Here is a 12,709-nt window from a genome sequence, read left to right on the forward strand (position 1 = left end):
CATGTTATCGGGCCGTGACCTTGGCGTCGCCTGCGAGAGACGACGACATCCCCTCCCGTGCGGACCGGCGAGACCTAGGATCAGAACATGGCCGGATTCTGGGGCAGACGCAAGCAAGAACAGCAGAAGGTCTCCGACGCGGATGCGAGCCTCGCGCGCGAGGCCGACATCGCCCTCGTCGGGGCGGACGAGCGTCTGCGCGTCACGAGCGATGAGATGGTTTTCGCCGAGGCCGAGCTGGGCGAGGAAGCGACCGCTCCCTTGCGCGAGGCGATCACCGCCGTGCGTCATCACCTGGGCGAGGCGTTCCACCTCAAGCAGCTCAATCACGACGAGATCCCCGACACCCCCGAAGAGGTGCGCACGCGTAACGCGCGCATCGTGCAGCTGTGCGAATGGGCGCAGGATCTGCTCGACGACCGCACGTCGACATTATCGGAGGCGATCGAGCGGGCGCGGCGCGCGCCGGAGATCCTCGCCGGCATCCGGGCCGATGTCACGACGCTGCGCGAGCGAATCGAGCCCGCACGCGCCGTCATCGAGCGCGTCTCGGGGCGCTACCACCCCGACGCGCTCAACCGCATCAGCGGCAACGCCGACGAGGCGGCGGGGCTGCTCGAGTTCGCCGAGCACGGAGCGGATGTCGCCGAGCGCCGCCGTTCCGCGGGCGAGCGCGGACCCGCGAACATCGCGCTCGAGACGGCGACCGAGGCCGTGCGCCGCGCCCGCACCCTCCTCGATGCCGTCGACGACTTCGAGGTCGAAGCGCTGCGCGCCCAGTCGACGCTCGCCGATGTCGTGGCCGACTCGCGTGACGACCTCGTGACGGCACGGACCGCGCCGCAGACCCCCGCGGTCACGACCGCGATGGCAGAGCTCCAGCAGGCGTTGACCCGCATCAGCCCCGCCGGATCGAAGGGCGATCCGTTCGCCGAGCTCTCGATGCTCCGCGAGAAGAACGCCGCCCTCGATGTCGCCGTGGACACCGCTCGAGAGCGCGCCGCCCGACCGGTGCCGCCCGAGAGCCACGTGCGGCATGCCATCGACGACGCCGACCGGCAGCTCTCGGTCGCGCGAAGCGTCATCGCCGGTCACCGCGGCTGGATCGGCGCGGACGCGCGCACCCGGCTCGCCGAGGCCGAGAGTCTGCGCCTCGGCCTCGCACCTGTCGGCCCCATCGCCGAGGACGACCGCGAGAAAGCCCTCGCCGATGCTCGGCGATGCGCCGCTCTCGCGGGTGAAGCCCTCCACCTGGCCCAGCGCGACATCGACGGCTCGCGCCCCAACGACGGTTGGGGCGGCCCGGGCGGCTACGGCGGCGGCTGGGGCGGCCGCGGCAACGGCGGCAACATGGTCGGCGGCATCCTGGGCGGTCTCGTGATCGGCAGCATGCTCGACGGCATGTTCGACTGAACGCCGGCGGGACCGAGCACCGGCGGCTTCGGGCGACATACGACGGGGGCGGATGCCGCGATGGCACCCGCCCCGTCGTCGTCCTCAGGTCAGGACGCCAGCTCGGCCTCGGGCGGAGCTGCGGCGGTCAGCGAGATGACGCCGTAATCCCACCCCTTTCGGCGGTACACCACGCTCGGGTGGTCGGTGCGGGCGTTGATGAACAGGAAGAAGTCGTGCCCGACCAGCTCCATCCGGTCGACGGCCTCTTCGACGGTCATCCATTCAGCACCGAACTCCTTGGTGCGGATGACGACGGGCGTGTAGTCGTCTTCTTCGGCGGAGTCTCCGATGACGGGGACCTCGCCGGTCGCGACAGCTCGAAGGACCTCGACCGACGCGGGCTCCACGTCGATGCCCTCGAGAGCACCCGTGCCCTTGTCGAGCTTGGCTCCCCGCGGGTGGTTGCGCGCGTCGACGCGCTTGTCCTTCGCGCGGCGCACCTGCTCGACGAGCTTGTCGACCGCGAGGTCGAGCGCGACGAACTTGTCGCCGTCCGTGGCCTCAGCCCGGACGATCGGTCCTTTTCCGGTGAGGGTCAGTTCGACGGTTTCGTCATCCATGCGCCCGTTGCGGTACGCGTGATGAGTGACCTTGATGTCGAGGCGCTGCGCACGAGGTGCGAGCGTCTCGATGCGACTGGACTTCTCTTCAGCCACCGTGCGGAAGCGATCCGTGATCCCGACTCCCACGCCGACGATGCTGGTTTCCATCCTGACCTCCTTGCTCCGGTCCGCCCGGTTCAAGGGCGGACCTTCGTTCGCCTTGGTCTCCCCCACGCTAGTGCGGCGAGGGCGCGTTGTCACTCATGAACCGCCGGGAATATCTTCAGCGGCCACCCGAAGCGGCGTGTCGGCCAGGACGATGGCACCGACGACCCGCAGACCGGCACCGCCGAGCGCGTTCTGCGCCGCGCGCAGGGTGGCCCCCGTGGTCATGACGTCGTCGACGATGACGACGGGGCCGGTACCCGGCCGCGCGACGAACGCTCCGGCGACGTTGCGCTGCCGCTCCGCGCGGCCGAGCAGACGCTGGTCGGCGACGCTGCCGCGCGCACGGAGCCACCGCGCAACGCGCGCGTCGCACCGCCGAGCGAGCAGCTCCGGCACTGCGTACCCTCTGCGCCGCAGCGCCGGCCGCGACGGCGGGACCGGCACGAGCACGGCATCGCCCCACCCCGCCTCTCGGACGAGCCCTGCCATCAGCCGGCCGAGCGGGCGGCCGAGGCCGGTGCGGCCATCCTCCTTGAGGGCGCGGATGACGCGGGCGGCCACGCCCTCGTACCGCGCGACGCTCCAGACTTCGAGGCCGTCGGTGTCGCATCGGCGCGGGCGCGGGAACTCCGAGACGCACGTCGCGCAGAGGGGGCGGCCGGGTGCATCGCATCCGGCGCACCAGACGGGAAGGATGAGGTCGAGCGCGTCGGCGAGGTGTTCTCGCCAGCGCTCACGGCGGGGGGCGGTGGACGACACGAGCCCATGGTCTCGCCGGACTCCGGCCGAGACCGCCGCGAGTCCCGCAGCGGGGGAGGAGAACGCCTGCGTCGTCGCCGGGGAGAAGTCAGCGGGGCGAGCCCTGCTGCGACGCGAGGACTCGGATGCCGCCCGCCACCGTCGGCCAGGCCTGCCCCTTCTGCGCATAGAGCACGCCCTCCCCGTCGAGGAGACGCACGGCTCGCAGCTGGTTCGTCGCCGCGATCGCGACGGGGCCGAGCGGTGCCGTGAGCTCCTCCCCGAACCCGCCGACCGACTGCGAGATGACGACGTCGGCGTCGCCGTCCTCGGCGAGGACCGCGATCGTCGACCCGTCGACCCAGCTCGCGTCGATTCCGGTGCCCGGGAGCTGCGCCACCGTCTCACGGTCACCGAGACCGGCGGGAGCGCCGTCGTCGTCGCGGAGGATGCCGGCGATCCACAGGGCCGGGCGCGAGCCGTCGCGCACGAGCGCGGCGATGCGGGTGCCGTCTCGCGACACCTCGATGCTCGAGATCTGCGACGCACCCGGCCATGCGTTCGCGATCGAGACGACCGTGCCGTCCGCACCCGTCGCCGTCAGACCCGAGGGAGCGCCGGCAGGCACGCTCCAGATGAAGCCCTGCGGATCGATCGTGGGATCGATGAGCCCTGCTCGTTCGTCGACGACTTCGAAGGTCGCGTCATCGCGCACCCGCACGACGGCGCCGGAGGATGTGCGGACGGCGGCCGCGCTGCGATCCGCCCCCACCTGGATCGATTCCGGATCGAGGTCGGGGATGACGTCGGACAAGCCCGGCAGCGGCTCGATCTCGGAGCCGGAGAGGAAGCCGAAGGCGTCCTCGGTCAGCACGGCGGGCCGCACATCGACCCGGATGGGCCGGACGTCCACGGCCTGAGCGGCGACCGGCTCGCCATCGACAGACATCTGGGCACCGCGGATGCCGGCCGACTGCAGGCTCGCGTCGAGCTGCGCCTGCATCCGGTTGCGGGTCTCGGGCACGATCGCCAGCGCCGACTGCGACAGCGGCACCTGGGCCACTCCCCCCTCGAGCGGAACCGCGCGCGTCGCGAGCTCGAGGCTCTCGGGGAACGCCGAGTAGACCGCGCCGGACAGCCAGGGGCTCGGGTCGCCGTCGATCAGTGCCTCCGCGATGTGCGTCGCCGCGTTCGTCGCGGGGAACCAGCGACGGTCGGGCACGAGGTAGGACCACGACCGGTCGAAGTACATCACGGAGTACTCGCGGAAGACCGCCTGGAACCGTGCCCGGTCGAGCACGACGCCGTCGGGGGCGTCCGAGATCCGCCATTCGCCGTCCACCTCGACGAGGGAGAAGTCCAGCGGCATAGACCCGCCATCGGTCACCGACAGCGCCCCGGTGGCATCGACGGCGGCCTCGGGTGTGATCGAGACGGTGACCGTCCCGTCACCGGCGACGGTGAACACCCGCTCGCCGGGAAGGTCGATCGTGGCGCGGGCGGTCGGCTGCCACGATGACCGGAATTCGGGGGCGAGGAACTGCCGAGCCGTCCCCCAGTCGTCGCGGGGCCCAGACCCTGCCGCGAGGAATCCCGCCACGATCTGCTGCGGCGTCGCTCCCGGCGGCGGATCGTCGGGAAGGAAGGAGAAGTCGACCGCGCCGGCCTCCTGATCGATCGGAGCCCCCGCGACGACGGGGCCCGAGGTCGGCAGCCCCGTGCAGGCGGTCAGCAGGACGGCGAACAGCATCCCGACGACGGCGACGACCGGGCGAAGACGCTTCACGACGAGCCTTTCGCGGGACGGGGCAGGGAGATCGGCTGGGTCAGCCCCAGATCGTCGAAGGGTACGCCATCCTCCCCGGGATCGACCGGGAGCGGCGAGTGACCGTCGAGGGGCTCGCTGCGTCGCGGAATCGTGAGCACGAAGTTCGTCCCCCGACCCAGTTCGGACCACACCGCGAGGGTGCCGCCGTGCAACCGGGCGTCGCCGAGGGCGATCGACAGTCCGAGGCCGGTGCCGCCGATGGTGCGTTTGCGGGAGGGATCGGCGCGCCAGAAGCGATCGAACACGCGCTCGGTGTCGGCCGGCCGCATCCCGAGGCCGTAGTCGCGCACCCCGATCGCCACCGCGCGGGCATCGCTGTCCACGCTCACCACGATCGGTCTGCCCTCGCCGTGCTCGATCGCGTTGCCGAGCAGGTTGCGGACGATCCGGCGCACGCGTCGCGGGTCCATCTCCACGGGCGAGTATCCGCCCGGGGCGACGAGGCGCACATCGCTCCCGTGCTGCTCGGCGAGCTGAGCCATCGAGGCGATGACGTCTTCGGCGAGCTGCGTCATGCTCGTCGGCTCGCTCTCCAGCTGAACCGAGCCCGCGTCGTAGCGACTGATCTCGAGCAGATCGGTCAGCAGCACCTCGAACCGGTGCACCTGGTCGTGCAGCAGCTCGGCCGCGCGGGCCGCCACCGGATCGAAGTCCTCGCGTCGATCGTTGAGCATGTCGGAGGCGAGACGGATCGTGGTCAGCGGGGTTCGCAGCTCGTGCGAGACATCCGACACGAATCGCTGCTGCACCTGCGACAGCTCGGCGAGCTCCTTGATCTGCGCCTCGATGCTGTCGGCCATCGCGTTGAACGACCGTCCGAGGGTCGCGAACTCGTCCTCGCCGCGCACCTGCAGTCGTACGGCGAGATCTCCCGCCGCGAGCCGCGAACTGCTCTCGGCGGCCTGCGCGATCGGCTCGGTGACCGAGCGCAGCACGATCCACGAGATCGCGCCGATGAGGACGACCAGTCCGACGCCGACGATCCACAGGGTGATCTGGACGAACCCGAGGGTCTGCGCCTCGCCCGCCAGGTCGTAGCCGAGGTACAGCTCGTACGCCCCCACCTCGGGTAGGACGATCTGCTGCCCCACCACGATGCCGGGCACCTGACCGCCCCCGGATGCGGCGAAGCCGACGGGCTGCCACCACTGCAGCTCGTCGTCGCTCTGCACCTGCGCGCGCAGCTCGTCGCTGATGCGGTCGGCGGGAAGGCCGGCCGAGTCGAAATCCTGGGGCGCGATGGCCGACGGCTCCGATGAGATCCGGAACGCCGCGATGCGGTCGGTCGACGACTGCCGCTGGATGGAGGTGCGCACACTTTCCATGAGGTTGTCGACGGCCACGACGTCGCCCCCGACCTCAGCGGCATCCAGCGTCGCCTGGGCCGACTGCGTCGCGCGCTGAGCCTCGGCGAGCAGCTGCGAGGTGCGCGACTCGAAGAGGTCGTTCTGGATCGCCAGCGACATCCACACCAGCGCCACGGTGATCGTCAGCGCGGTGGCGCCGAGCGTGATCGCGACGGTGCGGAATCGCAGCGATCGCCGCCACGTGCGGGCGAGTCGACGCCCCCACGACCGCCAGCCGTGCGTCGCCACCGTCGCCGTCGTGACGGTGCGGATAGGCATCGGATCGTCAGATGACGGCGCCGGCGCGATAGCCGACGCCGCGGACGGTCGTCACGATGCGCGGGTTGTCGGGATCGATCTCGACCTTCGCCCGCAGCCGCTGCACGTGCACGTTCACCAGACGCGTGTCGGCCTTGTAGTGATAGCCCCAGACCTGCTCGAGCAGCATCTCGCGCGAGAACACCTGCTGCGGCTTCGAGGCGAGCGCGACGAGCAGCTCGAACTCGAGGGGCGTCAACGCGATCACGTCGGTGCCGCGCCGGACTTCGTGGCCCTCGACGTCGACGACGAGGTCGCCGATGCGCAGCGATTCCGACGCCGACGCTACCGCGGGACGCAACCGCGTCCGGATACGGGCGACCAGTTCTTTGGGGTTGAACGGCTTGACGATGTAGTCGTCGGCTCCCGACTCGAGGCCGCGCACGACGTCCGCGGTGTCGGTGCGCGCGGTCAGCATGATGATCGGCACGCCGGACTCGGCCCGCACCTGGGTGCAGATCTCTATGCCGTCCACACCGGGGAGCATGAGGTCGAGCAGGATCAGATCGGGCTTCTCGGTGCGCCAGGTCTCGACGGCCGCCGCGCCATCGGCGCAGAACACGGTGTCGAACCCCTCGGTGCGCAGCACGATGCCGATCATCTCCGCCAGGGCGGTGTCGTCATCGACCACCAGGATGCGAGAAGTCATGGGCGGCGTTCGTCTTTCGGCTCGGGCTCGCGCGCGACGTGCGCGTACTCACCGTACCCGACCCGCGCGCCGTCGACTCCGGATGCTGCGCGCTCGTGTGACACGATGGGTTCGACCGAGCCGACTGTTCCAGGAGTGCATCGTGACGTCATACCCCGCGTGGACGCCGGCGCCGCGTCCCGGCATCATCCCGCTTCAGCCGCTCTCGTTCGGGGTGATCCTGGGACGCTCGTTCTCGGCATTGCGCCAGAATCCGAAGGTCCTGCTGGGCTTCGCCCTGGTCGTGCAGACCGTCGCGATCCTGGTGGCGACCGCGGGGATCGTCGCGGTCGGTTTCGCGACCTTCGGCAGGCTCGCGTCGATGCGGCCCGGTACCGAGGAGTTCGAGACCGTCCTGGCCGGCTCGATCGCGATCAGCGGGGCGACGGCGCTCGTGCTGTCTCTGGCCTCGGGGGCGCTCGGCGTCCTCGTCCAAGGCGTCGTGGTCAGCGAGGTCGCGCACGCTGTCGTCGCCGAGAAGCACACCCTCGGGGCACTGTGGCGTCGCGTGAAGCCCGTGGCGTGGCGGCTGATCGGATACTCCGCCCTGGTCTTCCTCATCGTCGCGGTCGTCGTCGGCATCCTCGCCGCCGGGATCGTGGGGCTCGCGGTGAGCGTCGGCCCCGCCGCAATCATCCTGGCCGTCGTCCTGGGCCTGTCGGCGATCCCGCTGAGCCTCTGGCTGAGCACGAAGCTTCTGCTGGTGCCCTCGGTCATCGTCCTCGAGCAGGCGACCGTCTTCGGCGCCATCGCTCGATCGTGGCGACTCACCCGGGGTCGGTTCTGGCCGACGCTCGGCATCATCGTCATCATCTCGATGAGTTTCGGGGTCCTGGCCCAGGTCGTCAGCGTGCCGTTCTCGTTCGTCACGATGGGGCTCACCTCGGTCATCACCCCCACCGGCGACCCCGAGCCCGGCCAGATCATCGCGCTGCTGGTCGGCACGCTCCTGGCGCAGGCCTTCGTGACCCTCATCCAGACCATCGCCGTGATCGTGCAGTCGACCGCGGGAGCGCTCGTGTACATCGACTGCCGTATGCGGCGCGAAGGACTCGACCTCGACCTGTCGTCGTACGTCGACCAGCGCGATGCCGGCGTCGCCGCCCCCGACCCTTATCGCCGCAACGTCGGTCGCACGCTGGACGGCCGCTGGCAGCAGCCGACGTACGCCGGTGCGCAGCCGGGCTACGGCTATGCACCGGTGCCCGGATATGCGCCGCAGCCCGGCTATCCCCCGCCGCCGGCGTCGCAGCCCGGATATCAGCCGGTTCAGCCCGCGCCGCCCGCATCCCCCGAGTCGCCCCCCTCAGCGCAACCGGGCCCGGGCGCGGAGACGCCCGCCGCATCCGCTGATCGCCCGTCATCGACCGACTGGACCGCTCCGGGCGCTGACCGCGCATGAGATTCATCGGCACACCGGTCGCCCCCGACCCCGACGAAGCCCGTCGGTGGGCGGAGGCGGAGCTGTCGAAGGCCGCCTACCAAGAGGCGGAGCCGACGCCCATCGACCGTTTCGCACGCGGCGTCGTCGAGTTCCTCGGCGCCCTGTTCAGCGGGCAGGTCCCCGCGACGCTCGGGCCGTGGCTCGCCGTCGGGGCGATCGTGGTCCTTCTGCTGCTCGTCGGCGTGGCGATCCTGATCTGGGGGCGGCCACGGACGGTCGTGCGTTCGCGCGCGAGCGTGTTCCTCTTCGGCGAGGACGAGACGCGCAGCGCCGCCCAGCTGCGTGCCGACGCAGAGGATGCCGCGAGCCGCGGCGCGTGGGACGAGGCGATCGTCCTGCGTGTGCGGGCCCTCGCGCGCGGGCTCGCGGAGCGCACGATCGTCGACCCGGCTCCCGGTACGACGGTGCACCGCTTCGCCGCCGACGCAGGACGCATCTTCCCGGCGGAGAGCGACGATCTCGACCGGGCAGCCCGGGTCTTCGACGACGTGCGGTACTTGCGGCGGCCCGGAACCGCCGCGGCATACGCCTCCGTGCGCGCTCTCGACGAGCGTCTCGCGACGGCACGAGCGCAGGTGCCGGTATGAGCGTCACAGCGGCGACGGTGGCGCCTGCGCCTGGGGCTGGGTCTGTGCGACGGCGGTCCCGGGCCGTGCTCGGCTGGGCGGGTGTGGCAGCCGGCCTCCTCGTCGCGGGCATCGCGGTCGCAGCCGTCGCGGGTATCAACACGATGCCCGCACAGGGGCTCCTCGACCCGGATGCAGCCGGCCCCGAAGGATCGCGCGCCCTGACCGCGCTGCTGCGCGACCGCGGCGTCGAGGTCACGGTCGCACGCGATCGAGCGGCGGCTCTGCAGGCTCTCGAGGGCAACGGCGCGACGCTCGCGATCGCCGACACCGCACCCCTCGACGACGACGACATCCTGGAGCTGCGCGATGCCGCCGCCGGTGTCGTCCTGCTCGAGCCGCGAACGCGCGATCTGCGCCTGTTGCTGGGAGATGCACGCAGCGCCGGGTTCACGGACGGCTCGACCGTCGAGCCCGACTGCGACCTGCCCGCCGCCGACATCAGCGGCCCCGTCAGCCCGGGCGAGGTGTTCACCGGCGAGGGGGTGGACCACGCCTGCTACCCCGCCGCATCGGGCTACGGGCTCGTCGCCTCCGTCGATGACGCGGCGAGCGTCGTCGCTGTGGACGCCACGGCTCTGCTGGTCAACCAGCGACTGGCGGACGAGGGCAACGCCGCGCTCGGGCTGAACCTGTTGGGCGCGACCGGCGCCGTCGTCTGGTACCTGCCGTCGATCGGCGACGGCTCCATCACCGCGGCCCCGTCGCTGGGCGAGCTCACGCCCGCGTGGGTGACTCCGGCGATCCTGCTCCTGCTCGGTTCGGTCGTCGCCGCAGCCGTCTGGCGCGGCCGCCGCTTCGGCCCGCTCGTGGCGGAGAACCTGCCGGTGACCGTCCGCGCGTCGGAGACCACCGAGGGCCGAGCGCGCCTGTACGCGGCATCAGCCGACCCCGTGCACGCGCTCGACCAGCTGCGGCGCGAGGCGCTCCGCCGCATCGCCCGGTCGCTGGGGCTCGGCTCAGCCGACGCCAGCGCCATCGCCGATGCCGCCGCGAGCCGCATCGGTGACGACCGCACGCGCGTCCGCGGCATCCTTCTCGACGACCTCCCCCGAAACGACCGCGAACTCGTCGACGCCGCCGACCGTCTGCGCGACGTCGAAGCAGCAGTCCTCCGATCCGTCCGCCCCGAAAGGAACACCCCATGAGCGAGACCGCACCCGGCGACCTCCGCGAAGCGATGAACCGCGTCCGGCTCGAAGTCGGCAAGGCCGTCGTCGGGCAGGACGGAGCCGTCACCGGCCTCCTCATCGCGCTCCTCGGCCGCGGGCACGTGCTGCTCGAAGGCGTGCCCGGCGTCGCGAAGACGCTGCTCGTGCGTACCTTCAGCCGAGCCGTCGGCCTCGACACCACCCGCATCCAGTTCACTCCCGACCTCATGCCGGGCGACGTCACCGGGTCACTGGTCTACGACGCGCGTACCGGCGAGTTCGAGTTCCGTTCCGGACCGGTCTTCACCAACGTGCTGCTCGCGGATGAGATCAACCGGACGCCGCCGAAGACGCAGGCCGCCCTCCTGGAGGCGATGGAGGAGCGTCAGGTCTCGGCCGACGGCGTCTCCCGCCCCCTCCCCGACCCGTTCCTCGTCGCCGCGACGCAGAACCCCGTCGAGCACGAAGGCACCTACACCCTTCCCGAGGCGCAGCTCGACCGCTTCCTGCTCAAGCTCGTCATCGACCTCCCCGCGCGCGACGACGAGATCTCGGTGCTGCGCCGCCACGCCGACGGCTTCCGGCCCGGGTCGCTCGAGACCGCGGGCGTTTCGGCCGTCGTCACGGCAGCCGAGATCCGCGCCGCTCAACAGGCCGCCGCCGCGGTGGAGGTTTCCGACGACGTCCTCGGGTACGTCGTGGACCTCGCCCGGGCGACCCGGCAGTCCCCCTCGGTGCAGCTCGGGGCGAGCCCGCGCGCCGCGACCGCGCTGCTCGCCGCCGCCAAGGCGTGGGCGTGGCTCGGCGGGTACCCGGCGATCACCCCCGACCATGTCCAGACCATGCTCGTGCCGGCCTGGCGCCATCGGCTGCAGCTTCGGCCGGATGCCGAGATCGAAGGGGTCTCCCCCGACACGATCCTCACCTCCGTGCTGCAGCAGACACGCGTCCCGATCTGAGTCGCCGTGTTCCTCTCCGGCCTGTTCGTGCTGCTCGTCGCCCTCGGCGTCGTGCCCGTCGTCCTCGCCCCCGCGGCGGGGATTGACGCGGCGTGGACGGCGCTCGCATGGGCGGGGCTCTGCATCATCCTCGCGGTGGTCGATACCGTGCTGGCCGGCCCGCTGCGCGACATCGAGATCGAGCGGCGCATCCCCTCCCGGGCGCGGGCGGGCGAACGCGTCGAGACGAGCCTCCTGCTGCGCAACCGCGGACCCCGCCGCATCCGCGGCGATCTGCGCGACGGCTGGCAGCCGACCGCCGGCGCAGGCGAGGCCCGTGCGACCATCGACATCCCCGCCGGCGAGCGTCGAGCCGTCGCGATGCCACTGCTGCCCCGACGTCGCGGTGAGCTGCGCTCGGCGTTCATCGCGGTGCGCAGTCGCGGTCCGATGGGGCTCGCGGGACGGCAACGCGTGATCGCCGCGCCGGGGGCGTTGCGGGTGCTGCCGCCGTTCGCCTCGCGCCGGCACCTGCCGTCGCGCCTCGCCCGCCTACGGGAGCTCGACGGCAACACGAGCGTTCAGGTACGCGGGCGCGGAACCGAATTCGACAGCCTCCGCGAGTACGTGCGGGGTGACGACGTCCGCTCCATCGATTGGCGTGCGACCGCCCGAGCGGGGACGACCATGCTGCGCACCTGGCGCCCGGAACGCGATCGTCACGTCGTGATCGTCATCGACACCGGCCGCACGAGCGCGTCACGCGTGGGCGACGGTGTCCGTCTGGATGCAGCGATGGAGTCGGCGCTGCTGCTGAGCGCTCTCGCCGCACGTGCGGGCGACCACGTCCACCTGCTCATGTTCGACCGAGCTCGGCGCGCGCGGGTCACGGGCATCGACGGTCCACGGCTGCTGCCCGCCCTCGTGGACGCGATGGCGCCGGTCGAGCCGACACTCATCGACACCGACTGGAACGCCGTACTCACGGAGGTGCGCGCGCTGACGTCGCGCCCCTCGCTCGTGGTGCTGCTGACCGCGCAAGACGCCCCCGACGCCGCCCGGGGCTTCCTCGGAGCTCTGCCGTCGTTGACCGAGCGCACGACCGTGCTCGTCGGCTCGGCGCAGGACGCCCCGGAGCCGGCACCGGCCGAGCGCCTCGCCGAAGACGTCTACCGTGAGGCGGCCATCGCGCACGCCACGCGTGACGCCGAACTGGTCGCCGGCGCGATCCGCCGTGCCGGAGGCGAAGCCCTCAGCGCGACCCCGGAGGCCCTCCCGCCCGCGGTTGCCGACCATTACCTCGCGCTGAAGGCCGCGGGCCGCCTCTGAGCGGTGCCCCGGTGCTGGGCTCTGAGCGCGGCCGCTCAACCGCGGAGAGAGGGCAGCAACTGTCAACCCGCCTCGCAGCATCCCGCTCGCTTGGCAGTTCGCGCCCACACCCAGCGCGCGATCGGGCACCATCTGCCA

11 protein-coding genes are annotated in these 12,709 nt (G+C 71.7%); 6 read left to right on the plus strand and 5 right to left on the minus strand.

What is annotated here, in order from left to right; genetic code table 11:
* Window positions 1-87 precede the first annotated feature (87 nt).
* The gene (locus tag QUC20_RS11890; RefSeq protein WP_120264733.1) at window positions 88-1,413 is read left to right on the plus strand and encodes a hypothetical protein; all 1,326 of its coding nucleotides are present in this window, start codon (window positions 88-90) and stop codon (window positions 1,411-1,413) included.
* 89 nt (window positions 1,414-1,502) lie between these two features.
* Here the strand turns inward: QUC20_RS11890 and hpf are convergent, their stop codons facing one another.
* From hpf to mtrA, 5 genes are all read right to left on the minus strand, one after another.
* Window positions 1,503-2,165 (minus strand): ribosome hibernation-promoting factor, HPF/YfiA family, encoded by a 663-nt coding sequence (gene hpf / locus QUC20_RS11895; RefSeq protein WP_120264732.1) that lies wholly within the window; start codon window positions 2,163-2,165, stop codon window positions 1,503-1,505.
* A gap of 93 nt (window positions 2,166-2,258) precedes the next feature.
* Window positions 2,259-2,924: a ComF family protein gene (locus QUC20_RS11900; RefSeq protein ID WP_289330000.1), complete on the minus strand. Its 666-nt coding sequence runs from the start codon at window positions 2,922-2,924 to the stop codon at window positions 2,259-2,261.
* 88 nt (window positions 2,925-3,012) lie between these two features.
* Window positions 3,013-4,689, minus strand: coding sequence for an LpqB family beta-propeller domain-containing protein (locus QUC20_RS11905; RefSeq protein WP_289330001.1), 1,677 nt, complete (start codon window positions 4,687-4,689; stop codon window positions 3,013-3,015).
* Window positions 4,686-6,356 carry an MtrAB system histidine kinase MtrB gene (mtrB, locus tag QUC20_RS11910; RefSeq protein WP_120264729.1) on the minus strand — a complete coding sequence of 557 codons (1,671 nt, stop codon included), beginning with the start codon at window positions 6,354-6,356 and terminating at the stop codon, window positions 4,686-4,688. The genes QUC20_RS11905 and mtrB overlap by 4 nt, the downstream gene beginning before the upstream one ends.
* Window positions 6,357-6,363: 7 nt before the next feature.
* Complete coding sequence (gene mtrA, locus QUC20_RS11915; protein WP_120264728.1) at window positions 6,364-7,044, minus strand: MtrAB system response regulator MtrA; 681 nt, start codon at window positions 7,042-7,044, stop codon at window positions 6,364-6,366.
* A gap of 142 nt (window positions 7,045-7,186) precedes the next feature.
* On the opposite strand from mtrA, the gene QUC20_RS11920 reads away from it, so the two are divergent.
* From QUC20_RS11920 to QUC20_RS11940, 5 genes are read left to right on the plus strand one after another with little or no spacing between them, the layout of a single operon-like run.
* Window positions 7,187-8,485: a DUF7847 domain-containing protein gene (locus QUC20_RS11920; protein WP_289330002.1), complete on the plus strand. Its 1,299-nt coding sequence runs from the start codon at window positions 7,187-7,189 to the stop codon at window positions 8,483-8,485.
* Entirely contained in the window at window positions 8,482-9,114 is a 633-nt protein-coding gene (locus tag QUC20_RS11925) for a DUF4129 domain-containing protein (protein WP_289330003.1), read from the plus strand. The genes QUC20_RS11920 and QUC20_RS11925 overlap by 4 nt, the downstream gene beginning before the upstream one ends.
* 44 nt (window positions 9,115-9,158) lie before the next feature.
* On the plus strand, window positions 9,159-10,301 hold the full coding sequence (locus tag QUC20_RS11930; RefSeq protein WP_289330004.1) for a DUF4350 domain-containing protein: 1,143 nt from the start codon (window positions 9,159-9,161) through the stop codon (window positions 10,299-10,301).
* A complete protein-coding gene (locus tag QUC20_RS11935) occupies window positions 10,298-11,263 on the plus strand; it encodes an AAA family ATPase (protein ID WP_120264724.1) in 966 nt (321 codons plus the stop codon). Before QUC20_RS11930 ends, QUC20_RS11935 begins: the two co-directional genes overlap by 4 nt.
* Window positions 11,264-11,269: 6 nt before the next feature.
* Window positions 11,270-12,571 carry a DUF58 domain-containing protein gene (locus QUC20_RS11940; RefSeq protein WP_289330005.1) on the plus strand — a complete coding sequence of 434 codons (1,302 nt, stop codon included), beginning with the start codon at window positions 11,270-11,272 and terminating at the stop codon, window positions 12,569-12,571.
* The last annotated feature ends 138 nt before the right edge of the window (window positions 12,572-12,709 follow it).

It is taken from the genome of Microbacterium arborescens (assembly GCF_030369635.1).
Lineage (GTDB): Bacteria > Actinomycetota > Actinomycetes > Actinomycetales > Microbacteriaceae > Microbacterium.

Excerpts from the sequence above, each read along its gene's own strand:
- QUC20_RS11890 (WP_120264733.1), top strand. The coding sequence starts at position 88 with ATGGCCGGATTCTGGGGCAGACGCAAGCAAGAACAGCAGAAGGTCTCC.
- hpf (WP_120264732.1), bottom strand. The coding sequence starts at position 2,165 with ATGGAAACCAGCATCGTCGGCGTGGGAGTCGGGATCACGGATCGCTTC.
- mtrB (WP_120264729.1), bottom strand. The coding sequence starts at position 6,356 with ATGCCTATCCGCACCGTCACGACGGCGACGGTGGCGACGCACGGCTGG.
- mtrA (WP_120264728.1), bottom strand. The coding sequence starts at position 7,044 with ATGACTTCTCGCATCCTGGTGGTCGATGACGACACCGCCCTGGCGGAG.
- QUC20_RS11925 (WP_289330003.1), top strand. The coding sequence starts at position 8,482 with ATGAGATTCATCGGCACACCGGTCGCCCCCGACCCCGACGAAGCCCGT.
- QUC20_RS11935 (WP_120264724.1), top strand. The coding sequence starts at position 10,298 with ATGAGCGAGACCGCACCCGGCGACCTCCGCGAAGCGATGAACCGCGTC.